Source organism: Streptomyces sp. NPDC002176, assembly GCF_044903645.1.
Taxonomy (GTDB): Bacteria; Actinomycetota; Actinomycetes; order Streptomycetales; family Streptomycetaceae; genus Streptomyces.
This window is the reverse complement of record NZ_JBJDQW010000001.1, coordinates 1,500,056-1,523,526: the sequence shown is the minus strand read 5'-3', so window position 1 is coordinate 1,523,526 and position 23,471 is coordinate 1,500,056. Positions and strand designations below refer to the sequence as shown.

General features: G+C 71.8%; 22 protein-coding genes. 9 read left to right on the top strand and 13 right to left on the bottom strand.

The annotated features are described in order from the left end of the window. Positions 1-14 precede the first annotated feature (14 nt). Positions 15-413, top strand: coding sequence for an SSI family serine proteinase inhibitor (locus ACI2LY_RS06840; RefSeq protein WP_404706211.1), 399 nt, complete (start codon positions 15-17; stop codon positions 411-413). Positions 414-462: 49 nt separating this feature from the next. On the opposite strand, the gene treY is transcribed toward ACI2LY_RS06840, so the two are convergent. Both treY and glgX read right to left on the bottom strand, forming a co-directional pair. Next, positions 463-2,832, bottom strand: coding sequence for a malto-oligosyltrehalose synthase (gene treY, locus ACI2LY_RS06835; RefSeq protein ID WP_404706210.1), 2,370 nt, complete (start codon positions 2,830-2,832; stop codon positions 463-465). A gap of 111 nt (positions 2,833-2,943) precedes the next feature. Next, positions 2,944-5,085 carry a glycogen debranching protein GlgX gene (gene glgX, locus ACI2LY_RS06830; protein ID WP_404706209.1) on the bottom strand — a complete coding sequence of 714 codons (2,142 nt, stop codon included), beginning with the start codon at positions 5,083-5,085 and terminating at the stop codon, positions 2,944-2,946. Positions 5,086-5,517: 432 nt separating this feature from the next. On the opposite strand from glgX, the gene ACI2LY_RS06825 reads away from it, so the two are divergent. Continuing rightward, the gene (locus tag ACI2LY_RS06825) at positions 5,518-6,759 is read left to right on the top strand and encodes an SAV2148 family HEPN domain-containing protein (protein WP_393911745.1); all 1,242 of its coding nucleotides are present in this window, start codon (positions 5,518-5,520) and stop codon (positions 6,757-6,759) included. Between the two features lie 95 nt (positions 6,760-6,854). Further along, positions 6,855-7,580, top strand: a complete 726-nt coding sequence (locus ACI2LY_RS06820) for a 3'-5' exonuclease (RefSeq protein WP_404706208.1) — start codon at positions 6,855-6,857, stop codon at positions 7,578-7,580. Between the two features lie 15 nt (positions 7,581-7,595). On the opposite strand, the gene ACI2LY_RS06815 is transcribed toward ACI2LY_RS06820, so the two are convergent. Then, on the bottom strand, positions 7,596-8,456 hold the full coding sequence (locus tag ACI2LY_RS06815; RefSeq protein WP_404706207.1) for a phosphotransferase enzyme family protein: 861 nt from the start codon (positions 8,454-8,456) through the stop codon (positions 7,596-7,598). Positions 8,457-8,620: 164 nt separating this feature from the next. Here ACI2LY_RS06815 and ACI2LY_RS06810 point away from each other — a divergent pair, with 164 nt between their 5' ends. The 6 genes from ACI2LY_RS06810 (at position 8,621) to ACI2LY_RS06785 (ending at position 14,144) form a co-directional block, all read left to right on the top strand. After that, positions 8,621-9,559 (top strand): carbohydrate ABC transporter permease, encoded by a 939-nt coding sequence (locus tag ACI2LY_RS06810; protein ID WP_404706206.1) that lies wholly within the window; start codon positions 8,621-8,623, stop codon positions 9,557-9,559. Further along, positions 9,556-10,389 carry a carbohydrate ABC transporter permease gene (locus ACI2LY_RS06805; protein ID WP_404706205.1) on the top strand — a complete coding sequence of 278 codons (834 nt, stop codon included), beginning with the start codon at positions 9,556-9,558 and terminating at the stop codon, positions 10,387-10,389. Before ACI2LY_RS06810 ends, ACI2LY_RS06805 begins: the two co-directional genes overlap by 4 nt. Further along, positions 10,389-11,669: an ABC transporter substrate-binding protein gene (locus tag ACI2LY_RS06800; protein WP_404706204.1), complete on the top strand. Its 1,281-nt coding sequence runs from the start codon at positions 10,389-10,391 to the stop codon at positions 11,667-11,669. The genes ACI2LY_RS06805 and ACI2LY_RS06800 overlap by 1 nt, the downstream gene beginning before the upstream one ends. Before the next feature lie 57 nt (positions 11,670-11,726). Continuing rightward, positions 11,727-12,929 carry a macrolide-inactivating glycosyltransferase gene (gene mgt, locus ACI2LY_RS06795; RefSeq protein WP_404706203.1) on the top strand — a complete coding sequence of 401 codons (1,203 nt, stop codon included), beginning with the start codon at positions 11,727-11,729 and terminating at the stop codon, positions 12,927-12,929. A 190-nt stretch (positions 12,930-13,119) separates the two neighbouring features. Beyond that, positions 13,120-13,665 carry a DUF1697 domain-containing protein gene (locus tag ACI2LY_RS06790; RefSeq protein WP_404706202.1) on the top strand — a complete coding sequence of 182 codons (546 nt, stop codon included), beginning with the start codon at positions 13,120-13,122 and terminating at the stop codon, positions 13,663-13,665. A gap of 176 nt (positions 13,666-13,841) precedes the next feature. Beyond that, positions 13,842-14,144, top strand: a complete 303-nt coding sequence (locus ACI2LY_RS06785) for a hypothetical protein (RefSeq protein ID WP_404706201.1) — start codon at positions 13,842-13,844, stop codon at positions 14,142-14,144. A 5-nt stretch (positions 14,145-14,149) separates the two neighbouring features. Here ACI2LY_RS06785 and ACI2LY_RS06780 read toward each other — a convergent pair whose 3' ends face one another. From ACI2LY_RS06780 to ACI2LY_RS06735, 10 genes are all read right to left on the bottom strand, one after another. Further along, on the bottom strand, positions 14,150-14,890 hold the full coding sequence (locus ACI2LY_RS06780) for a sirohydrochlorin chelatase (RefSeq protein ID WP_404706200.1): 741 nt from the start codon (positions 14,888-14,890) through the stop codon (positions 14,150-14,152). A gap of 6 nt (positions 14,891-14,896) precedes the next feature. Beyond that, a complete protein-coding gene (locus tag ACI2LY_RS06775; RefSeq protein ID WP_404706199.1) occupies positions 14,897-15,781 on the bottom strand; it encodes an ABC transporter permease in 885 nt (294 codons plus the stop codon). Further along, a complete protein-coding gene (locus ACI2LY_RS06770) occupies positions 15,768-16,547 on the bottom strand; it encodes an ABC transporter ATP-binding protein (protein ID WP_393592149.1) in 780 nt (259 codons plus the stop codon). Before ACI2LY_RS06770 ends, ACI2LY_RS06775 begins: the two co-directional genes overlap by 14 nt. A gap of 37 nt (positions 16,548-16,584) precedes the next feature. After that, positions 16,585-17,697, bottom strand: coding sequence for an aliphatic sulfonate ABC transporter substrate-binding protein (locus ACI2LY_RS06765; RefSeq protein ID WP_404706198.1), 1,113 nt, complete (start codon positions 17,695-17,697; stop codon positions 16,585-16,587). Between the two features lie 255 nt (positions 17,698-17,952). Then, positions 17,953-19,284: a sulfate adenylyltransferase subunit 1 gene (locus tag ACI2LY_RS06760; protein ID WP_404706197.1), complete on the bottom strand. Its 1,332-nt coding sequence runs from the start codon at positions 19,282-19,284 to the stop codon at positions 17,953-17,955. A 2-nt stretch (positions 19,285-19,286) separates the two neighbouring features. Next, a complete protein-coding gene (cysD, locus tag ACI2LY_RS06755) occupies positions 19,287-20,234 on the bottom strand; it encodes a sulfate adenylyltransferase subunit CysD (RefSeq protein ID WP_389002530.1) in 948 nt (315 codons plus the stop codon). Further along, a complete protein-coding gene (cysC, locus tag ACI2LY_RS06750) occupies positions 20,231-20,815 on the bottom strand; it encodes an adenylyl-sulfate kinase (RefSeq protein WP_404706196.1) in 585 nt (194 codons plus the stop codon). Before cysC ends, cysD begins: the two co-directional genes overlap by 4 nt. Then, entirely contained in the window at positions 20,797-21,507 is a 711-nt protein-coding gene (locus ACI2LY_RS06745; RefSeq protein WP_404706195.1) for a phosphoadenylyl-sulfate reductase, read from the bottom strand. The genes cysC and ACI2LY_RS06745 overlap by 19 nt, the downstream gene beginning before the upstream one ends. Beyond that, on the bottom strand, positions 21,504-21,686 hold the full coding sequence (locus ACI2LY_RS06740; RefSeq protein WP_130336901.1) for a hypothetical protein: 183 nt from the start codon (positions 21,684-21,686) through the stop codon (positions 21,504-21,506). The genes ACI2LY_RS06745 and ACI2LY_RS06740 overlap by 4 nt, the downstream gene beginning before the upstream one ends. Then, on the bottom strand, positions 21,683-23,380 hold the full coding sequence (locus ACI2LY_RS06735; RefSeq protein ID WP_404706194.1) for a nitrite/sulfite reductase: 1,698 nt from the start codon (positions 23,378-23,380) through the stop codon (positions 21,683-21,685). Before ACI2LY_RS06735 ends, ACI2LY_RS06740 begins: the two co-directional genes overlap by 4 nt. Positions 23,381-23,471 lie beyond the last annotated feature (91 nt).

Below are 23,471 nucleotides of genomic sequence, written 5' to 3'. Positions count from 1 at the left end.
TGAACCGTCTGAACATGAACCGTCCGGCACGTACGGCGGCGCTCGCCGCCGCCCTCATGGCCACCTGTCTGCTCGCCCCCGGCCCCACGGCCCACGCGGCGTCCGGTGACTGGCTCTCCCTCGCCGTCACCCGGCCCGGCACCACCGGCGGCGGCACCCGCGCCGCCCTCCTGCTCTGCGACCCGCCGCAGGGCCACCCGAAGGCCGCCGAGGCGTGCGCGGAACTCGCCACCGCCGAAGGCGACTTCAGCCGCCTGGGCGACCCGGACATGCTCTGCCCGCTGATCTACGCCCCGGTCCGCGCCCGCGCCCAGGGCCTCTGGCACGGCAAGCAGATCGATTACGAGCGGACGTTCGGCAACGCCTGCCAGCTGCGCGCCGAGACGGGTGACGTGTTCGCCCTGGAGGGCTGAACGCGAGGCCGGGTGGCCGTTCCCTCGCCACCCGGCCCGCCCCACTCGCTCAGACCACGTCGGCCGATTCGTCCACCCGCTCCAGCAGCCCGACCGGCAGCGCCGAGAAGAGGTCCTCCGCGCGCACCTCCTCGCTGAACGCGCGGTCCGGCGCGAGCACATCACGCCAGCGGCCGGGCGGCAGCGCGAGGTGGGTGTCGTGCCAGCCGCCCGCCTCGTCGAGGTGGACGGAGAGCCGGGTCACCGCCGTGATCACGTCCCCGGAGCGGGAGAACGCCAGCACATGCTCGGCCGCCGGACCCTCCGCCAGGAGCGGGGCGTACGTCCCCGTCGTGCCGAAGACCTCCGGACGGCGCGCCCGGAGCTGGAGCGCCGCCTTGGTCAGCGCCTCCTTCTCACCCGGCGCGGTCGGCGGGAAGGGGACCGGCCTGCGGTTGTCGGGGTCCACCAGCGCCCGGTACTCGCTCTCCGTGCCCTGGTACACGTCCGGCACGCCCGGCATCGTCAGGTGGACCAGCGCGGTGCCCAGCACGTTGGCCCGGATGTGCGGCTCCAGCGCCTTGCGGAAGGCGGCCACCCGCTCACCGGGCGGTCCGCAGGGCCCGGCCGCGATGAACGCCGTCACCGCGTCCTCGTACGGCGGCTCCTGCTCGGTCCAGCTCGTGTACATGCCCGCCTCGCGGACGTGCTTCAGCAGGGCCTCGCGGACCCGCTCCTCCTCGGCCGGGCCGAGCCCGAACACCGTCTGCCAGGCGGCCCAGGCGAGTTGGCCGTCGGGGACCACCTCCGGTTCCCGGCTCACCTCGGCGAGCAGCTTGGCCCAGCGGCCGGGGCACTCGGTGAGCACGTTCAGCGCCGCCCGGACGTCCGCGCTGCGCTTGGTGTCGTGCGTGGTGACCACCGTGCCGGTGTCCGGCCAGTAGCGGGCCAGCCGGGCGCAGTAAGCGTGGAACTCCGCCGGGGAGACCCCCATCCGGCCCGGATCGCCGCCCACCTCGGTCGCCGAGAGCAGCGGGACGTAGCGGTAGAACGCCGTGTCCTCCACCGACTTGGCCCGCAGCGCGGAGGCGGTCTGCGCGAACCGGGCGCGGAACTCGGTGAGTTCGGGCACGGTTCCGTCGTCCGGGCCGATCAGCAGCCCGCGCACCAGGTCGACCGCGTCGGCCTCCTCCGCCACCGCGAACGCCTGCCGGGCCTCCGTCGCGGCCTCCGCGGTGACGATGCCCGCGGCGTCCTGGGAGGTGTACGGCCGGTAGACCGGCATCCGGACCAGCAGCTCCTCCAGGGCCGTGCGCAGCGCCCAGGGCGCGCGGTCGCGCAGCGCCAGGTCCGCGGAGGCGGCGCACAGCCGGACCGCCGAGCGGGTGAGCCGGTCGGCCTCGGCGGCCAGCTCATGGGTGAGCACCTTGTACGCGGCCCGGCGCACCGTGGCGTCCCAGTCGCCGCCCCGGTCGAGCTGGGGGGCGGCGAACGCCCGGTAGTGGGCTTCGAGTTCGGCTGCCCCGGCCGGGCCGGTGAAGACGCCGTCGATGCGGCGCAGGGCGTCGTAGCCGGTGGTTCCGGCGACGGGCCAGGAGTCGGGCAGCTGCTCCTCGTCGGCGAGGATCTTCTCCACCACCGTCCAGCGGCCCCCGGTCGCCTCGTCGAGCCGGGCCAGATAGGCGTCCGGGTCGGCGAGACCGTCCGGGTGGTCGATGCGCAGTCCGTCGAGCACGTCCTCCGCCAGCAGCTGGAGGATCTTGCCGTGGGTGGCGTCGAAGACCTCGGGGTCCTCCACCCGCACCCCGATCAGCTCGGAGATGCTGAAGAAGCGCCGGTAGTTCAGCTCGGTGCGGGCCAGCCGCCACCACACCGGGCGGTACCACTGGGCGTCCAGCAGCTCGGGCAGCGGCAGCCCCTCGGTGCCGGAGCGCAGCGGGAAGAGGTGGTCGTGGTAGCGCAGCATGTCGCCGTCGACCACCAACTGCTCCCGCTCGGCGGAGACGGGCCCGCCGAGCACCGGCAGCAGCACCTGGCCGCCGCGCGAGTCCCAGTCGATGTCGAACCAGCGCGCGTACGGCGACTCGGGGCCCTCCCGGAGCACCTCCCACAGGGCGCGGTTGTAGCGGGGGGCCATCGCCATGTGGTTCGGCACGATGTCCACCACCAGACCGAGCCCGTGCTCCCGCGCGGTGCGCGACAGCGCCCTCAGCCCGTCCTCGCCGCCCAGCTCCGCGCGTACGCGCGCGTGGTCCACGACGTCGTAGCCGTGGGTGGAACCGGGGACGGCCTCCAGGACGGGGGACAGATGCAGGTGCGAGACGCCCAGCGACGCCAGATAGGGCACGGCCGCCTCGGCGGCGGCGAAGGGGAACGAGGGCTGGAGCTGTAGGCGGTAGGTGGCCGTGGGCACCCCTGGTCCGGGTCGCACTGAAGTCATGCAGAGCTACGTACCCCGCCTGCGGCTCTTCGTGTCATCCGACCGGGCATCCGGCCCATGTGGACCGGACACCGGCCGGGGACACGGCGGTGTGTCCCCGGCCGGTACGCGTCACGCCGGGCGCTGGAGCACGGTCAGGCTGCGGTCCGGCAGGGTGAGGTGCTCACCGGCCGCCACCTTCTGCCCCTGGCCCGGCGGCACCCCCTCCGGCCGGGCGGTGTCCACGACCACCTGCCACTGCCTGCCGTGGTCCACCGGCACCTGGAAGTCCAGCGGCTCGTGCGAGGCGTTGAACATCATCAGGAACGAGTCGTCCGCGATGTGCTCCCCGCGCGGCCCCGGCTCGGAGATCGCGTTGCCGTTCAGGAACACGGCCAGCGCCGAGGCGGGCGCCGAGTCCCAGTCCGCCTGGGCCATCCGCTCGCCCTCCGGGGTGAACCAGGCGACGTCCGACAGCTCGTCCCGGGTGCCCTCCACCGGACGCCCGTGCAGGAAGCGGCGGCGCCGGAACACCGGGTGCTCGCTGCGCAGCCCCACCATCGCCCGGGTGAACTCCAGCAGCGCGGCCCGCTCGTCGTCCCCCTCCGTCCCCTCCGCCTCCTCCAGCTCGGGCCAGTCCACCCAGGAGATCTCGTTGTCCTGGCAGTAGGCGTTGTTGTTGCCGCGCTGGGTGCGGGCGAACTCGTCGCCGTGGCTGATCATCGGCACGCCCTGGGACAGCATCAGCGTGGCGATGAAGTTGCGCATCTGCCGGGCACGCAGCTCGCGGACGTCCACCTCGTCGGTGTCGCCCTCCACCCCGCAGTTCCAGGACCGGTTGTGGCTCTCGCCGTCCCGGTTCTCCTCGCCGTTGGCCTGGTTGTGCTTGTCGTTGTACGAGACCAGGTCGTTCAGGGTGAAGCCGTCATGGCAGGTGACGAAGTTGATCGAGGCCAGCGGGCGGCGCCCGTCGTCCTGGTAGAGGTCGGAGGAGCCGGTGAGACGGGAGGCGAACTCCGCCAGCGCACGCGGCTCCCCGCGCCACAAGTCCCGTACGGTGTCCCGGTACTTGCCGTTCCACTCGGTCCACAACGGCGGGAAGTTGCCCACCTGGTAGCCGCCCTCGCCGACGTCCCACGGCTCCGCGATCAGCTTCACCTGGGAGACCACCGGGTCCTGCTGGACCAGGTCGAAGAAGGACGACAGCCGGTCCACCTCGTGGAACTGCCGGGCCAGCGTGGCCGCGAGGTCGAAGCGGAAGCCGTCGACATGCATCTCGGTCACCCAGTACCGCAGCGAGTCCATGATCATCTGAAGGACGTGCGGCGAGCGCATCAGCAGGCTGTTGCCGGTGCCCGTGGTGTCCATGTAGTACCGCGGATCGTCGGTGAGGCGGTAGTACGAAGGGTTGTCGATGCCCTTGAACGACAGGGTCGGGCCCAGGTGGTTGCCCTCGGCGGTGTGGTTGTAGACCACGTCGAGGATGACCTCGATCCCGGCCTCGTGCAGCGCCCGCACCGCCGACTTGAACTCCAGCACCTGCTGGCCCCGGTCGCCCCAGGAGGCGTAGGCGTTGTGCGGGGCGAAGAAGCCGATGGTGTTGTAGCCCCAGTAGTTGTTCAGGCCCATGTCGACCAGACGGTGGTCGTTGACGAACTGGTGGACCGGCATCAGCTCCAGCGCCGTCACGCCGAGCCGGGTCAGATGCTCGATCACGGCCGGGTGGGCGAGCCCCGCGTAGGTGCCGCGCAGCTCCTCCGGCAGCCCCGGATGGCGCATGGTGAGGCCCTTCACATGGGCCTCGTAGATCACCGTGCGGTGGTAGTCGGTGCGCGGCGGGCGGTCGTCGCCCCAGTCGAAGTAGGGGTTGATCACCACCGAACTCATGGTGTGCGGCGCGGAGTCCAGGTCGTTGCGTTGATCAGGCGCGCCGAAGTGGTAGCCGTACACCTCCTCGCCCCACTGGACCGACCCGCTGACCGCCTTCGCGTACGGGTCGAGCAGCAGCTTCGCCGAGTTGCAGCGCAGCCCCCGCTCGGGTGCGAAGGGGCCGTGCACCCGGAACCCGTACCGCTGTCCCGGCATCACGCCGGGCAGGTACGCGTGCCGGACGAACGCGTCGCTCTCGCGCAGTTCCACCGCCGTCTCGGAGCCGTCGTCGTGCAGCAGACACAGCTCCACTCGGTCCGCGGCCTCGGTGAAGACCGCGAAATTGGTACCGGCACCGTCATAGGTGGCGCCGAGGGGATACGCCTCTCCAGGCCAGACCTGCATGCGCTCGACTCTTCCAGGTGCGGGGCCCCGGTGGGGGCGCGTTGGCGGCGAGTCTCCCCGAAAGTGAGGGCACCTGACGTCTACCGCCCTCCGCTGCCGGCCGACCCGTGGTCATGGATCACCTCTACCCCCACCCGAAGGAGGGAAGCCGCCACAGGCCCGGCGAGCCGGACCCGGTCCCGGCCGGACGGGGTGCGCCGGGCGGGGCCCACCGGCATACGGGCCGCTCACCAGCGGTGCGCCCCGGTGAGCGGGGTTCGCGCCGCTATGACTCCGCTCACTCCATCCGCTGCCGGGCGCCCGGAACGGCCACTGACGGCACGGAAGTTGAGAAACCGACCTGTCCATCCGGCTGCACCGCCGACCGCTCGCGGAGTACCCTTCCTTGATCGTTGGGACGGGGAAGGTCCGGGGGACGGAAGGCGGTGCAGGGTGGGCTCGGGAGGGCTGGAGCTGCCCCCTGGTGGCGAGGGTCACGAGGGGAGCGGTTCCACGGACGTCCCGCCCGGCGCGGTGTCCCTGGCGCGTCCGATGGGCGCGGGGTCGATCGGACCGGAACTGGACTGGGACGCGGGCGCCTGGCTGGAGGTGCGCACCCGGGCCCAGCGGGCGGGCCGCGCCTACATCTGGCTCAACCTCGTCGAGCAGCGGCTGCGCGCCGTCGTGGCCGCCGTGCTGCGCCCGGTCTACGAACCCGTGCACGGTGACGACTGGGTGGTGGCCGCCGCGGGACCGGCCGGGCAGGAGTGGGTGCAGCGGGCTGTCGCGGTGCGCGAAGTCAGCCGCCGCAAGGGCTACTTGCTCGATCCGGCCGACGACAACGTGCTCAGTTTCCTGACGTTGCCCCAGCTGCGTGAGCTGATGGTGCAGCACTGGCCGTGTTTCGAGCCGTACTTCGACGAGCGTCGGGACCTCGAACTCGCCCTGGACGAGCTGGAGGTGACCCGGAACGTCGTCTCCCGCAACCGCGCCCTGTCCGAGGCGGTGCTGAACCAGGCCGAGCGCGCCTCGGCACGGCTGCTGGAGCTGCTCGGCGCGGCCGGTGACGTGCCCTCGGCGGCCCGCCTCCCGGTCGACGCGGTCGAGGACCTGGTCGGCGACCGGTACGCGGACGTGGTCGCCGTGCACTCCGACCGGGTGCGGCTGATGGGGCAGTTCCCGGCCGAGGACCTGTTCGGCGGGGCCCGTCGGCTGGACGCCATCGGCATCGGGCTCAACCTGCTGGTGCAGAACTTCTCCGGCCGCCGCCTGGTCCGCCTCGCGGAGTCCGGCTGCCGGGTCCGGCTGCTCTTCCTCAACCCGGCCTCCAGCGCGGTCAAGCGGCGTGAGCGCGAACTCGGCATGAAACGCGGCGAGTTGGCCCGCTCGGTCGAGATGAACATCCTGCACATGCGCCGCGTCCGCTCCCGGCTGCGCGACCCCGGCGCCTTCGAGATCCAGGTGTACGACGAGACACCGCGCTTCACCGCCTACCTGGTGGACGGCGACGGCGCCGACGGCATCGGCGTGGTGCAGTCCTATCTGCGCGGGGCGCGCGGCATGGAGTCGCCGGTGCTGGTGCTGCGGGGCGGCAGCCGCGTGGTCAAGTCGGACCATGTGGGAGATTCCGGACTCTTCCCCACCTATCGGGAGGAGTTCGAGATGGCCTGGGCGGATTCGCGGCCGGTGTCCTGAGGTCCGCCGTCGACGGGCGGCCGGGGGCGTTGTCAGTGCCCCGTGTCATGGTGGAGGCCACTGGGGGAACGCACCACCAAGAAGGGGGGCCGCCCATGGGCTGGCACCGGGAGCCGCTGATCGGCTTCGACCTGGAGACGACCGGGACCGATCCGCGACAGTCGCGCATCGTCACGGGCGCTGTGCTGGAGGTCAGGGCCGGCGAGGCCGTGGGCCGCCGGGAGTGGCTGGCCGATCCGGGCGTGGAGATACCGGCCGACGCGGTCGCCGTGCACGGCATCAGCAACGAACGCGCCACGACCGAGGGCCGCCCGGCCGACCAGGTGGCCGACGCCATCGCCGGTGCGCTGGTCTCCGCCTGGGAGACGGGCCTGCCGGTCGTCGCGTACAACGCCGCCTTCGACCTCACCCTGCTCTCCGCCGAGCTGCGCCGGTATCACCTGCCCTCGCTCGCCGAGCGGCTGGGCGGCCGCGCCCCGGCCCCGGTCATCGACCCGTACACCATCGACCGCCGGGTCGACCGCTACCGCCGGGGCAAGCGGAATCTGGAGGCGGTCTGCGCGGAGTACGGGGTGGTGCTCGACGGGGCCCACGACGCCTCGGCGGACGCCCTGGCCGCCGCCCGGGTCGCCACCGCGATAGCCGAGCGGTACCCGAAGATAGCCGGGCTCGGAGCGGCGGAGCTGCACCGCTGCCAGATCGAGTGGTACGCGGAATGGGCCGCCGACTTCGAGGCGTTCCTGCGGCGCAAGGGCGAGACGGACGCGGTGATCGACCCCGTCTGGCCGCTGCGCGAGCTGACGGACGTCGCCGTCTCGTAGGCGGTACCGGTCCGCTCAGAACGGGTACCAGCGCACCGACTCGTCCCCGTCCCGGAGGGACGCCACTCGGCGTTCGAACTCGCTGAGGGCCTTCGGGTTGGCCGGGGCGTGCTGGGCGACCCAGGCGCAGCTGGCCGTCTCGCGGGCGCCGCGCAGTACGGAGCAGCCGTCCCACTCGCGTACGTCCCAGCCGTAGGCCGAGGTGAAGGCGTCGTAGGCGTCGGCGGGGAGGCCGTAGCGGTCGCGGGAGAGGGCCATCACCACGAGGTCGTGCTCGCGCAGGTCGGCGGAGAAGGTCTCCAGGTCCACCAGGACCGGGCCGTCCGGGCCGAGGTGCACATTGCGGGGCAGCGCGTCCCCGTGGATCGGGCCCGGCGTCAGACGGGGGGTCAGCGCGGCGGCGGCCGAGGCGAAGCCGTCGCGGCGGGCGCGCAGATAGGCCGCGTCCTCGGGGTCGATCGCGTCGCCCGCGAGCCGCAGCCAGCGCTCCACCCCGCCCAGCAGCTCACGGGGCGGCAGCGGCACCGGCGGCGCGGGCAGCGCGTGCACGAGCCGGAGCAGCTCGGCCAGGTCGCGGGGTTCGGCGGGGCGCACGGCGTCGGGCAGCCGGTGCCAGACGGTCACCGGGTGGCCGTCCACCAGCAGCGGTTCGGGCTCGGCCGCGCGTACCGCGGGCACCCCGGACTCGGCCAGCCAGGAGGCGACGGCCAGTTCGCGGCGGGCCCGGTCGAGCAGCTCGGCGTCCCGGCCGACCTTGACCACCAGGTCCCCGGCCGCGAACACGGCGTTCTCGCCGAGGGCGAGCAGGCGGGCGTCCGCCGCGGAGGGCAGCACCTTCGCCCCGGCCAGTACCGCCCGCGCCCGTGCCTCGTCCATCGTCCGCCTCCGTGGCCTGTGTCGGTGATCCCTGCCGTGTCGAGGGGCCAGTCTCGCATTCGCACAGGTCGGACCGTGTGTGCGGTGTGTGCGGTCCCTTGACGGGGCGCGCTGCGTTCACGACCATGAACACGCCAACCGAGCCAGGCAAAGGGGCTGATTCCATGACATCACCGGTGAGATCGCCGGTGACAGCACCGGTCGAAGCGCGGCGACCGCCCGCGCGCACCGGCGGCCGCGACCACGCCGTCTGGTTCCTGGTGCTGCCCGCCCTGATCCCCATCCTCGTGCTCAGCGTGGGCCCGCTGCTGTACGGCATCCTGCTGTCCTTCACCGACGCCCAGTCCGGCCGCACGGCACCGACCCGCTGGATCGGCGCGCTGAACTTCCAGGACCTGCTGCACGACACCCTGTTCTGGGAGTCGTTCCGGATCGGCCTGGTGTGGGCGGTCGGCGTGACCGTGCCCCAGTTCCTGCTGGCGCTCGGCCTCGCCCTGCTGCTCAACCAGGAACTGAGGCTGCGCTGGCTGGCCCGCGCCCTCGCCATCGTCCCCTGGGCGATGCCCGAGGTGGTCGTCGGCATCATGTGGCGGCTGGTCTACAACCCGGACGCGGGCATCCTCAACGAGACGCTGCGCGACCTCGGCCTCGGCGACGGACGGGACTGGCTGAGCGGGCTGGCCACCGCGCTGCCCGCCGTCATCGTCGTCGGCGTCTGGGCCGGGATGCCGCAGACCACGGTCGCCCTGCTCGCCGGGCTCCAGAACACCCCGCGCGAACTGCACGAGGCGGCCGCCGTGGACGGTGCGGGCGCCTGGCGGCGGTTCCGCACGGTCACCTGGCCCGCGCTCAGACCCGTCGCACTCTCCATCACCGCGCTCAACCTGATCTGGAACTTCAACTCCTTCGCCCTGGTGTACGTGCTCACCAGCGGCGGACCCGGCGGAAAGACCCGGCTGCCCATGCTGTTCGCCTACGAAGAGGCTTTCCGCTACGGCCAGTTCGGCTACGCGGCCGCGATGGGCTGCGTGATGGTCGCCGTCATCTCGATCGTGCTCGCGGTGTTCCTCGCGGGACGGCTGAAGGGAGGCGAGGACGCGTGAGGACCCGGCCCGCGGCCCGCGCGGGGCAGTACACCGCCCTGCTGGCCTATCTGATCTTCCTGGCGTTCCCGTTCCTGTGGCTGCTGTCCACCGCGTTCAAGCCGCCGCGCGAACTCGGCAGCCTCCACCCCACCTGGATTCCGCGCCACCCCACCCTCGGCAACTTCCGGCAGGCGTTCGACGAGCAGCCCCTGCTGCACGCCGCCCTCAACTCCCTGCTGGCGGCGTTCGGCGCGGCCGTGATCGCCGTACTGATCGCCACCCCCATGGCGTACGTCATGGCCCGGCGCCGCGACCGGCTCGCGCGGGCGGCGAGCGGCTGGGTGGTGGTCAGCCAGGCGTTCCCGTTCGTGCTCATCATCATCCCGCTGTTCCTGGTGCTGAAGCAGCTGCGGCTGATCGACTCCCTGGCCGGACTGACCCTGGTCTACGTGGTGTGGTCGCTGCCGTTCGCGCTGTGGATGCTGGTCGGGTACGTACGGGCGGTCCCCGTGGAGCTGGAGGAGGCGGCCGCCGTCGACGGGGCGGGCAGGCTGCGCACCCTCGTCTCGGTGACCGCGCCACTGCTCGCGCCGGGGATCGCGGCCACCGCGCTGTTCGCGTTCGTCACCGCCTGGAACGAGTTCTTCTTCGCGCTCGTGCTGCTCAAGAGCCCCGGCAACCAGACCCTGCCGGTCGTCCTCACCCATTTCATCGGCGCGGAGGGCGTCGCCGACCTCGGCCCGCTGGCCGCGGCCGCGTTCCTCGCCACCCTGCCCTCCCTCGTGGTGTTCGGCCTGCTCCAGCGGCGGATCACCGGGGGCCTGATCGCCGGAGCGGTGAAGAGCTGATGCGGACCAGGATCACCATGGCGGTCGCCGCCCTCCTGCTGCTCCTCGCGGGCTGCTCCTCCGGCGGCCACGAGGACGGCGGCCCCATCACCCTGCGCTTCCAGTCCCTGGCCTGGCAGCAGGAGTCGGTCGCCGCCAACAAGGAACTCGTGCGGGAGTGGAACGCCGCCCACCCGGACGTCCGGGTCGAGTACGTGCAGGGCAACTGGGACGGGGTGCACGACCAGTTGCTCACCTCCTTCGAGGGCGGTGAGGCCCCCGACGTCATCCACGACGCCTCCGACGACCTCGCCGACTTCGCCTACGGCGGCGACCTCGCCGACCTGAGCGGACTGCTGCCCGACCGCCTCAAGTCCGACATACCGCAGCGCAGTTGGCAGGCCACCACCTTCGGCAAGGGCGTCTACGGCGTGCCCTTCCTCCAGGAACCCCGCGTGCTGATCGCCAACTCCGCCTGGCTGCGGAAGGCGGGGGTACGCATCCCGACACCCGAACACCCGTGGACCTGGCCGGAGTTCCGGCGGATCACCGCACAGCTCAGCGGCGACGGCAAGTACGGCGTGGCCTGGCCGCTGAAGGAACCCGTGTCCGTCACCCTCAACCTCGGGCTCTCGGCGGGCGGCACCCTCTTCCAGCGGGGGAGCGACGGCAAGGTGAGCGTGCGGTTCGGCGCCGCCGACGCCGTCGTCCCGCGCACCGTGCACGACCAGGTCGCCCGCGACCGCAGCGCGCCCACCTCCACGCTCGGCAGCGGGGGCTCGGACACGCTGCCCGGTTTCTTCGGCGGCCGGTACGCGATGGTCCCGCTGGGCTTCTCCTACCGCCAGCAGATCGAGCAGCAGGCACCCAAGGGCTTCCAGTGGGAGGTGCTGCCCGCCCCGGCCGGTGCCGACGGCCTCACCCAGGGCGTCAGCCCGCAGACCCTCTCCATCGCCCAGGACTGCCCGCACAAGAAGGAGGCCGCCCAGTTCATCGACTTCCTGCTGCGGCCGAAGAACATGGTCCGGCTCGCCCTCGGCGACTGGATGCTGCCCACCGGCACCCAGGCCCTCGCCGACCCCGCCCTGCACACCACCGACCACGGCTGGGCCACCGGCACCGCCCTGGCCGCCCACCTCCGCCCGGCGCCCGCCCAGTCGGTGCGCGGCTACCCGGAATGGAAGGACAAGATCGCCACCCCGGCCTTCCAGGAGTACTACAGCGGCGCCATCGGCCTCACCGAGCTGCGCAAGCGGCTGGAGAAGGACGGCAACCTGGTCCTCGCCCGCTACCAGCGCTGACCGGGCGGGGCGAAATTCACTGGAGCGGGCCACCGGACGGCACCTAGCCTCACGACCATGACCCCCCGACGCCCCGCCCACATCGCCATGTTCTCCATCGCCCAGCACGGCCATGTGAACCCCAGCATCGAGGTGATCAGGGAACTCGTCGCACGCGGCCACCGCGTCACCTACGCCATCCCGCCGCTCTTCGCCGAGAAGGTCGCCGCCACGGGCGCCGTACCCGTGCCCTACACCTCCACCCTGCCCGGCCCCGACGCCGACCCCTCGGCGTGGGGGACCACGCTGCTGGACAACGTCGAGCCCTTCCTCGCCGACGCCATCCAGGCGCTGCCTCAGCTCATCAAGGCGTACGAGGGCGACGAACCCGACCTGGTCCTGCACGACATCGCCTCCTACCCCGCCCGCGTCCTGGCCCACCGCTGGGGCGTCCCCGCCGTCTCCCTCTCCCCGAACCTCGTCGCCTGGGAGGGCTACGAGGAGGAGGTCGCCGAGCCGATGTGGGCGGAGCCGCTGAAGACCGAGCGCGGCCAGGCGTACTACGCCCGGTTCGCGGAGTGGCTCGCGGAGAACGGCATCACCCAGCACCCGGACCCGTTCACCGGCCGCCCCGCCCGCTCCCTGGTCCTCATCCCCAAGGCGCTCCAGCCCCACGCCGACCGGGTAGACGAGCGCGTGTACAGCTTCGTCGGCGCCTGCCAGGGCGACCGCACCGACCAGGGCGACTGGCAGCGGCCCGAGGGCGCGGAGAAGGTGGTCCTCGTCTCCCTCGGCTCGGCCTTCACCAAGCGGGCCGCCTTCTACACCGAGTGCGTACGGGCCTTCGGTGACCTGCCCGGCTGGCATCTCGTCCTCCAGATCGGACGGCACGTCGACCCGGCCGAACTCGGTGAGCTGCCGGGCAACGTCGAAGTGCACTCCTGGGTACCGCAGTTGGCCGTGCTCCGGCAGGCCGACCTGTTCGTCACCCACGCGGGTGCGGGCGGCAGCCAGGAGGGCATGGCCACCGCCACCCCGATGATCGCCGTCCCCCAGGCCGCCGACCAGTTCGGCAACGCCGAGATGCTCCAGGCGCTCGGCGTGGCCCGCACCCTGCTCACCGAGGACGCGACCGCCGACCGCCTCCGCGAGAACGCCCTCGCCCTGGTCGACGACCCGGAGGTGGCCCGCCTGCTGAAGCAGATCCAGGCCGACATGGTGCGGGAAGGGGGCACGACACGCGCCGCCGACCTGATCGAGGCCGAGCTGCCCGGACGCTGACCTCGGTGGAGAAACGTTGTTGAACCAGTCACAAGATCGTGGAGGAGTTGCTCCGGGCCCGTTCGATCCGACAGAGTTTCCCGCGACGGGCGTACCGTCCGGTACGGCCGCCGTGCCCGCCCCCACGGGGCACGGCGGCCGTTCTGTCGTGCCTCTCTGTGTCTGTCTGTGTCCTGTCTATCGTGGACGGATGACGACGACGTACGCGGCGCTGCTGCGCGGGATCAACGTGGGCGGCAACAAGAAGCTCCCGATGGCCGACCTGCGAACTCTCCTCACCGAGCTGGGCCATGACAACGTCCGCACCCATCTCCAGAGCGGACAGGCCGTGTTCACCGCCTCCCAGGGCGACGAGGGCTTTCTCGCGGGGGAGTTGAGCGCGGCCATCGAGAAGCGGTTCGGCTTCCCGGTCGAGGTGATCGTGCGGGACCACGCCTATCTGACCGCCGTCGCGGACGCCTGCCCGTTCCCCGCCGACGAGCTGGAGGCGAAGCAGCTGCACATCACCTACTTCTCCGGCCCGGTGGACGCCGAGCGCTTCGCCGGGATCGACACCGCCGCCCGCCTCCCTGAGGAGTTCCGCCTCGGCGACCGCTGTCTGTACCTCTACGCCCCCGACGGGCTCGGCCGCTCCAAGCTCGGCGAGGAACTGGGCCGCCCGCGTGTCACCAAGGGCCTGATCGCCACCACCCGCAACTGGAACACCGTGCGCAAACTGGTCGAGCTGACCGGCTGAACCGGCCCTCATAGTCGATAGCCGGAGAATGTCAACCCCCCTTCACTCCAAAGAGGTTGATTGCTGGTGCCCTCGGCCGCTTCGTGGGTAACGTCGCCGACCGAGCCGACCCGGCACGCTTCCCTCGCCGCAGCCCGGCCCCCGTAAGGCCCCCGGATCAGGAGTGAGGACAGAACGTGAACGCGTACAACCACCCCGGCAGCACCTCCGGCCGCCCGGTACCCGGCGGCGACGGAACCGACCTGGAGACCCTGATCCAGCTCGCCGACGGGCTCGTCGCCGCGCTGCACGCCGAGTACCCGGTGCTCCTCGCCCACGGGGAGATCATCGTGGCCGAGCTGGCCCTCGCGGCCGACGACGGCTTCCCGCCCAACCGCGGCCGCATCCGGCACCAGCTGGACGACCTGTGCATCGGCGCCGCCGCCGGTACGGGCACCCTCGAGTACACCCGGCGCCTGACGACCGCGCTGAAGCTCTAGAGCGCTCAGGCGCCCACGGCCACCGGCACCGACCGCAGCGCCTCCGCGTACCGGTCGAGCAGCACCCGCGCCACCTCGGGCGCCGGGCCCAGCACCCCGGCCAGGACATCGGCGTCCGCCGCGCCCCGCGCGATCCGGTCCGGCAGGAAGCCCGGCGCCAGCACATAGGGCGCGACGGCCACCCGTTCGCACCCCTGGGCGCGCAGCTCCCGTACGGCGTCCTCGGTGCGTGGGAGCTGGGCGGAGGCGAACGCGGGTCGCACGGCACACCAACCGGTGCGCCACCACTCCCGCGCGATGTCGGCGATCACCGCGATCGCCTCCGCGTCGGAGGACCCCGCCGAGGCCAGTACGACCCCGGTCGAGGACTTGTCGGCGGGGCTCAGCCCCGCCTCGTACAGGCGCCGTTCCAGCGCCGAGACCAGCAGCGGCGACGGGCCGAGCACCTCCGCCTGCCGGATACGCATCCCGCGCGGCGCCTCCCGCAGCACCGCCGGGATGTCGGCCTTGGCGTGGAAGGCGCGGGTCAGCAGCAGCGGCTGTGCCACCACCTCGCGCACCCCGTCGGCCGCGAGGGAGGCGAGGACCGCGGGCACCGAGGGCACGTTGAAGTCGAGGAAGCCGGTCACCACCCGCAGGTCCGGCCGCATGGACCGGACCCGCGACACCAGGGCGTGCACGGTCGCGGCATGCCGGGGGTCACGGCTGCCGTGGGCGACGACGAGGAGAACGGGCTTGTGGAACATGGGACTTCAGCTCTTCACCAGCAGGCCACGGCTGCGCAGCACCCACCGCTCCAGCGGACTGAAGATCAGCAGGTCGACCGCGATGCCGACGAACAGGATCAGCAGGATGGCCTCGAACACCATCGCCATGTCGAGGGCGTTGCGGCCGTTCTCCAGCAACTGGCCGAGGCCGACGCCCAGATCGGGGAAGGACGCGATGATCTCCGCCGCCATCAGCGAGCGCCAGGAGAACGCCCAGCCCTGCTTCATCCCGGCCACATAGCCGGGCAGCGCGGCGGGCAGCGTGATGTGCCAGACCCCGCGCAGCCCCCCGGCGCCCATGGTGCGGCCCGCCCGCAGGAACAGCGGGGGCACCTGGTCGATGCCGGAGACCAGGCCGTTGGCGATGGAGGGCACCGCGCCGAGCAGGATCACCGCGTACATCATCGAGTTGTTCAGGCCCAGCCAGATCACCGCCGGGGGGACCCAGGCCACCGAGGGCAGCGACTGGAGGCCGGACAGGATCGGGCCGATGGCCGCGCGCACGAACCTCACCCGCGCCACCAGCAGCCCCAGCGGGGTGCCGATGAGCAGCGCCAGACCGAAGCCGAGCAGGCCGCGCGAGACGCTGGTCCAGATGTAGCCGAGGAGCTTGCCCTCCAGCCAGTCCCGCTGGACCGCGTCCCACACCGCCCTCGGCGCGGGCAGCTTGGTGGGGTCGGAGACGACCCCGAAGGACACCAGGGCCTGCCACACCAGCAGCACCACCAGGACGGCGGTGACCGGCGGCAGGACCTTGGCGACCAGGGTCTGACGGAACGACGCGCGTGCGCCGGGCGGGGTCTCCAGGGCATCGAGGCCCGCCTCCACGCTCCCGGTGTCGGGAGCCGACTTCGTCTCAGTGCTGGCCATGGCGGCGGATCTCCCCACGCAGTGCCTCGGTGATCTCCAGGGACAGTTCCGCCACGGGGGCGTCCTCGATGCGGCGCGGCTGCGGGATGTCCACCGTCCACTCGTGGGCGACCTTGCCCGGCCGGGAGGACAGCAGCACGACCCGCTGGGCCAGCCGTACCGCCTCGCGCACGTTGTGCGTCACGAAGAGCACGGACAGCCCGGTCTCCGTCCAGACACGGGTCAGCTCGTCGTGCAGCACGTCGCGGGTGATGGCGTCCAGCGCCGCGAACGGCTCGTCCATCAGCAGCAGTCCGCTCTCCTGCGCCAGCGCGCGGGCGAGTGCCACCCGCTGCCGCATACCGCCGGACAGTTCGTGCACCCGCTTGCCGTACGCGCCCTTCAGCCGGACCAGTTCGAGCAGCGACTCGGCCTTGTCGCGGCGGTCGGCCTTGGGCACGCCCCGCAGCCGCAGGGCGAGTTCGATGTTCTTGCCCGCGGTCAGCCACGGGAAGAGGGCGTGTTCCTGGAACATCAGGGCCGGGCGGCCGTCGGTGTCGATGGACCCGGCGCTCGGCCGGTCCAGGCCCGCGACCAGGTTGAGCAGGGTCGACTTGCCGCAGCCCGAGGCCCCCAGGAGGGTGACGAACTCGCCGGGTGCGACATCGAGACTGATGTCGTCCAGCACGAGCTGCTGCCCGCCCGGGCCCGGAAAGGACTTCGAGACGTGGTCGAGACGGGCGGCGTAATCGACCGCCGGGCCGGCCTCGGCGAGGGTGGTGGCCATGGTCGTCACCTCCTGGGGACTCATCGGTTCGCGTCGGTCAGCTGGTGCCGAGCCCGGCGGCGTCGACCTTGGGGGCGCCCTCGGCGCCGAGGACCTTGTTGAGCAGGGTCAGGTCGTAGATGCCCTTGAGGTCGGGCTTCTTCAGCAGGCCCGCCTTGACCGCGTGGTCGGCCTCGGTGTTCAGGGTCGCGGCCAGCGGGTCGTCGATGGTCTGGATCGACTTCCACGCCGGGTCCAGCACGGCCGGGGGCAGCGACTTGCCGGAGTCGGTCTCCAACTGCTTGTTCGCCGACTCCTTCGCCGCGTCCGGGTTGGCCTTGATCCACTTGTTGGTGCGCACCGAGGCCCGCAGGACCGCCTCGACGGCCTTCGGGTGCTCCTTGAGGAACTTCTGCGACACGATCACGTTGGTGATCACGAACTTCTTGTCCGGCCACAGGTCGGACTCGTCCAGCAGCACCTTGCCGCCCTCGGCGACCAGCTTGGACGCGGTCGGCTCCGGCACCCAGGCGCCGTCCACGGAACCGGCCTTGAAGGCGTCCGGGGTCACCTTGTTGTCGCTGCGGACCACGGTGACGTCACCCTTGCCGCTCTGCGCGTCGACCTTCCAGCCCTGCTCCGCCGCCCAGTTGAGGAAGGCGACGTCCTGGGTGTTGCCCAGCTGGGGCGTGGCGATCCGCTTGCCCTTGACGTCCTTGACCGACTTGATCTTCTTGGGGTCCACGACCAGCTTCACCCCGCCGGACGCCGAACCGGCGACGATCTTCAGGCTGCGGCCGCCGGACTTGGTGTAGCCGTTGATCGCGGGGGAGGGGCCGATCCAGCCGATGTCGATGGAGCCGGAGTTGAGCGCCTCGATCTCGGAGGGGCCCGCGTTGAAGGTGGCGTAGTCGGCCTTGGTGGCGCCCAACTCCTTCTGGAACAGGCCCTGCTGGCGGCCGACCAGCGCGGTGGCGTGCGTGAGGTTGCCGAAGTAGCCGATCTTCACGGAGTCCAGGCCGTCGATCTTCTTGGCCCCGGCGGCGACCTTCTGGTTGGCGGCGTCGTCCTTGGCCTCGGACCCGTAACCGCAGGCCGCGAGGGCCAGCAGGGGGAGTACGGCGAGGACGGTGAGACCGCGGCGCGGCAGCGGCGAACGGGTGGCAGGCACGGGAGGCGTTTCCTCTCGTCGGCCCGGGGTCACGGCGGTCAGGCCGTGGCCGGGAGGTCGATGGGTCTTCGTCGTCGCAACCGGGACGTCAACGGGTGGGAGGAGGGTGTTGCGTGGGGGAGCAGGGCGCGCGAGCGGTGCGCGTACGTCAGCGCGCACATCGTGCGACCCCGCCCTGCCCGGAGCCGAGCGCGCCGCTGCCGATGCGGCCGCCCTCCTTGGCGAACGTCGAGAAGACCTCGGTGTACTGCATGATCAGAAGTCCCACCCGTCGTCGTCCGCGTCGGTCACCGGCTCGGGCGCGGCGAAGGACTCGCCGACCATGCCCGCGGTGAGGGTGGTGCCGTCGCTGGGGTCGATCAGGATGAAGGAGCCGGTGCGGCGCGAGTCGGCGTAGGAGTCGACCGGCAGCGGTTCGGCGGTACGGATCTTCACCCGGCCGATGTCGTTGGCGGCGAGCGTCCCCGGATGCGGGTGCAGGGACAGGTCGGCCAGGGTGAGCCGGGACGGGATGTCCTTGACGATCGCCTTGACCGTGCGGGTGCCGTGCTTGAGCAGCACCCGGTGGCCGACGGTCAGCGGCTGGTCGGCGACATGGCAGACGGTCGCCTCCACGTCCTGCGTGGTCGCGGGCGCGTCCTTCGTCGGCACGATCAGGTCGCCGCGCGAGACGTCCACGTCGTCCGCCAGCAGCACGGTCACCGACTGGGTGGTCCACGCGACGTCCACCGGCTCGCCCAGCAGGTCGATCCCGGCGATGGTGGAGGTCCGGCCGGACGGCAGCACCGTCACCTCCTCGCCCACCCGGAAGGTGCCGGACGCGATCTGCCCGGCGTACCCCCGGTAGTCGGGGAGTTCGGTGGTCTGCGGGCGGATCACGTACTGCACCGGCAGCCGGGCGTGGCAGTGCGCCAGGTCGTGGCTGACCGGCACCGTCTCCAGGTGTTCCAGCACGGTCGGGCCGCCGTACCAGTCCATCCGGGCGGAGGCGTCGACCACGTTGTCCCCGGCGAGCGCCGAGATCGGGATCGCGGTGACCTCCGGGACGCCCAGCTCGGTCGCGTACGCCGTGAACTCCTCGGCGATGGCGGCGAAGACGCTCTCCTCGTAGCCGACCAGGTCCATCTTGTTCACCGCGAGCACCACGTGCGGCACCCGCAGCAGGGCGGCGATGGCCGCGTGGCGGCGGGTCTGCTCGACCACGCCGTTGCGGGCGTCGACGAGGACCACGGTCAGCTCGGCGGTGGAGGCGCCGGTGACCATGTTCCGGGTGTACTGCACATGCCCCGGCGTGTCGGCCAGGATGAAGCGGCGGCGCGGGGTGGCGAAGTAGCGGTAGGCCACGTCGATGGTGATGCCCTGCTCGCGCTCGGCCCGCAGGCCGTCGGTGAGCAGCGCCAGGTCCGGCGCCTCCTGGCCCCGGCTCGCGGACGCCCGCTCCACCGCCTCCAACTGGTCCACCAGGACCGACTTGGAGTCGTGCAGCAGCCGTCCGACCAGGGTGGACTTGCCGTCGTCGACGGAGCCCGCGGTGGCGAACCGGAGCAGGGTGGTGGCCGAGAGCGCCTCGGTGGTGATCGTGCTCATGGTCAGAAGTACCCCTCGCGCTTGCGGTCTTCCATCGCGGCCTCGGAGAGCTTGTCGTCGGCGCGGGTCGCGCCGCGCTCGGTGAGCCGGGACGCGGCGATCTCGGTGATGACCGCCTCCAGCGTGGTCGCGTCGGAGTCGACGGCGCCCGTGCAGGACATGTCGCCCACCGTGCGGTACCGCACGAGCCGGGTCTGGACCGGCTCGGTCTCCTTCGGGCCGCCCCACTCCCCGGCCGTCAGCCACATGCCGCTGCGGGAGAACACCTCGCGCTCGTGCGCGAAGTAGATCTCCGGCAGCTCGATGCCCTCGCGGGCGATGTACTGCCACACGTCCAGCTCGGTCCAGTTGGACAGCGGGAACACCCGGACGTGCTCGCCGGGCGCGTGGCGGCCGTTGTACAGGTTCCACAGCTCCGGGCGCTGGCGGCGCGGGTCCCACTGGGAGAACTCGTCGCGCAGCGAGAACACCCGCTCCTTGGCGCGGGCCTTCTCCTCGTCGCGCCGTCCGCCGCCGAACACCGCGTCGAACCGCTCGCTCTGGATCTTCTCCGTCAGCGGCAGCGTCTGCAGCGGGTTACGGGTGCCGTCGGGACGTTCCTTGAGCACGCCCCGGTCGATGTAGTCCTGTACGGAGGCCACATGGAGGCGCAGCCCATGTGCGGCCACCACACGGTCCCGGTACTCCAGCACCTCGGGGAAGTTGTGTCCGGTGTCCACATGGAGCAGCGCGAAGGGCACGGCCGCGGGCGCGAACGCCTTCAGCGCCAGATGCAGCATGACGATCGAGTCCTTGCCCCCGGAGAACAGGATCACCGGGTTCTCGAACTCGCCCGCCACCTCGCGGAAGATGTGCACCGCCTCGGACTCCAGCGCGTCCAGGTGCGAGAGGGCGTACGGGCTGTCCGTGCCCTCGCCGCCTCCCGTGACCTTGGCGACGGTCGTCGTCATGCCAGTCCCCTCTCGCCGAGCAGGGCGTGCACCGCGGCCGCCGACCGCGCGATGCTCTGTCCTTGCGTCTCGATCCTGAGGTCCGGCGCCTCGGGCTCCTCGTACGGGTCGTCCACACCGGTGAGCCCGGTCAGCTCACCCGCGGCCTGCCGGGCGTACAGCCCCTTCACGTCCCGCTCGCCGCACACCTCGACCGGGGTCGCCACATGGACCTCCAGGTACGGGGTGCCGTTCGCCGCGTGCCGCTTGCGCACCGCCTCGCGGCTGTCCGTGTAGGGCGCGATCACCGGGACCAGCGCCAGCACGCCGTTGCGGGCCAGGAGTTCGGCCACGAAGCCGATGCGCTGCACGTTGGTGTGCCGGTCCTCGCGGGCGAAGCCGAGCCCGGCCGAGAGGAACTCGCGGATCTCGTCGCCGTCGAGCACCTCCACGCGCCGCCCCTCGGCGCGCAGCCGGGCGGCCAGTTCGATGGCGATGGTGGTCTTGCCCGCGCTCGGCAGACCAGTGAGCCAGACGGTGGCTCCGGTCGTCACGTCTCGTCGCTCCTCGTTCTGATGGGTCGTCATCCGTGCAGCCCGCATTCGGTCTTGCCGCGTCCGGCCCAGCGGCCCGCCCGTGCGTCCTCGCCCTCCAGCACCCGCCGGGTGCACGGGGCGCAGCCCACCGAGGCGTAGCCGTCCATCAGCAACGGGTTGGTCAGCACGCCGTGTTCGGCGACGTAGGCGTCCACGTCGTCCTGGGTCCAGCGGGCGATGGGGGAGACCTTGACCTTGCGGCGCCGGGCGTCCCAGCCGACCACCGGGGTGTTCGCCCGCGTCGGCGACTCGTCCCGGCGCAGCCCGGTGGCCCACGCCTGATACTCCGTCAGCCCGGCCTCCAGCGGCTGGACCTTGCGCAGGGCGCAGCACAGGTCGGGGTCGCGGTCGTGCAGCCGGGGCCCGTGCTCCGCGTCCTGCTCGGCCACCGTCTTCTCGGGGGTGAGCGTGACGACGTGGACGTCCATCACGGCGTCCACGGCGTCCCGGGTGCCGATGGTCTCCGGGAAGTGGTAGCCGGTGTCGAGGAACACCACGTCCACGCCGGGCCGTACCCGCGAGGCCAGGTGGGCCACCACGGCGTCCTCCATGGACGAGGTCACGCAGAACCTCTCGCCGAAGGTGTCCACCGCCCAGCGCAGCACCTCCAGCGCGGGCGCGTCCTCCAGTTCACGGCCCGCACGCTCGGCCAGGTCCCTCAACTCGTCCTCGGTGCGCTCTTTCTGAGCGGTCGTCATATCCGGTCGTCCCCTCCGTCGTCGCCCCGCTTCAGCCCCCGGGCGAGCAGCCCGAGGAACTTCAGCCGAAAGGCGCGATTGCAGGCTCCGCATTCCCAGGCGCCGTGGCCCTCCTCGCTCGGGCGCAGGTCCTCGTCCCCGCAGTAGGGGCAGTGGAACGGTGCGGCACGCTCGCTCACGACAGCGCCTCCTCGCTGGCCCGCGCGGCCCACACGGCGAACCGCTCGCCGTCGGCGCGCTCGGCCTCGAAGCGGCGCAGCACGCGCTCGACGTAGTCGGGCAGCTCCCGCGACGTCACCTTCAGGCCGCGTACCTTGCGGCCGAAGCCCGCCTCCAGACCGAGCGCGCCGCCCAGGTGCACCTGGTAGCCCTCGACCTGGCGGCCTTCCTCGTCCATCATCAACTGGCCCTTGAGACCGATGTCCGCGACCTGGATACGGGCGCAGGCGTTCGGGCAGCCGTTGAGGTTGATGGTGATCGGCTCGTCGAACTCCGGCAGGCGGCGCTCCAGTTCGTCGATGAGGGCGCTGCCGCGCGCCTTGGTCTCGACGATGGCCAGCTTGCAGAACTCGATGCCGGTGCAGGCCATCGTGCCGCGCCGGAACGGCGAGGGGGTGACCCGGAGGTCCAGCGCCTCGAGAGCGGCGGCGAGGGACTCGACCTGGTCGCCCTCGACGTCCAGCACGATCATCTTCTGCTCGGTGGTGGTGCGGAGCCGGCCGGAGCCGTGCTCCTCGGCGACCCCGGCGATCTTCGCCAGGGTGGCGCCGTCGACCCGGCCGACGCGCGGGGCGAACCCGACGTAGAAGCGGCCGTCGCGCTGGCGGTGCACGCCGACGTGGTCGCGCCAGCGCTCCACGGGCTGCTCGGGCGCGGGGCCGTCGAGCAGCTTGCGGCCGAGGTACTCGTCCTCCAGCACCTGCCGGAACTTCTCCGGACCCCAGTCCGCGACCAGGAACTTCAGCCGGGCGCGGTTACGGAGCCTGCGGTAGCCGTAGTCCCGGAAGATGGAGATGACGCCCTCGTAGACGTCCGGCACCTCCTCCAGCGGCACCCAGGCGTCCAGCCGTACCCCGAGCTTGGGGTTGGTGGACAGGCCGCCGCCCACCCACAGGTCGAACCCCGGCCCGTGCTCGGGGTGTTCGACGCCGACGAACGCGATGTCGTTGATCTCGTGCGCCACGTCCAGCAGGGGCGAACCGGAGACCGCGGACTTGAACTTGCGCGGCAGGTTGGAGAAGTCCTTGTTGCCGATGATCCGGCGCTGGATCTCCTCGATGGCCCAGGTGCCGTCGATGATCTCGTCCTCGGCGATGCCCGCGACCGGCGAGCCGAGGATCACGCGCGGGACGTCGCCGCACGCCTCGGTGGTGGACAGGCCCACCCCTTCGAGGCGCCGCCAGATCTCCGGCACGTCCTCGATCCTGATCCAGTGCAGCTGGATGTTCTGCCGGTCGGTGATGTCGGCGGTGCCGCGCGCGAACTCCTGCGAGATCTCGCCGATCACGCGGAGCTGGGCGGTGGTCAGCCGACCGCCGTCGATCCGGACCCGTAGCATGAAGTACTTGTCGTCCAGCTCCTCCGGTTCGAGGATCGCGGTCTTGCCGCCGTCGATACCGGGCTTGCGCTGGGTGTACAGACCCCACCAGCGCATGCGGCCGCGCAGGTCGTTGGGGTCGATGGAGTCGAAGCCCCGCTTGGCGTAGATCGTCTCAATGCGTGTCCGCACATTGAGACCGTCGTCGTCCTTCTTGAACTGTTCGTTGCCGTTGAGCGGGGTGTGGTGTCCCGCCGCCCACTGGCCCTCACCACGGTGACGGCTCACCTTGCGGCGGGGCGTGGCGGCAGCGGGGTCCTGGGGACTGGGGGCCATGGTTCTACGTCCTTAGGAAACAGGCGTCACATCAGAAACAGGCGGCAAATCGGCTCTGGCCTGCGCGCAAGGGCGCACGCGGGGCACACGT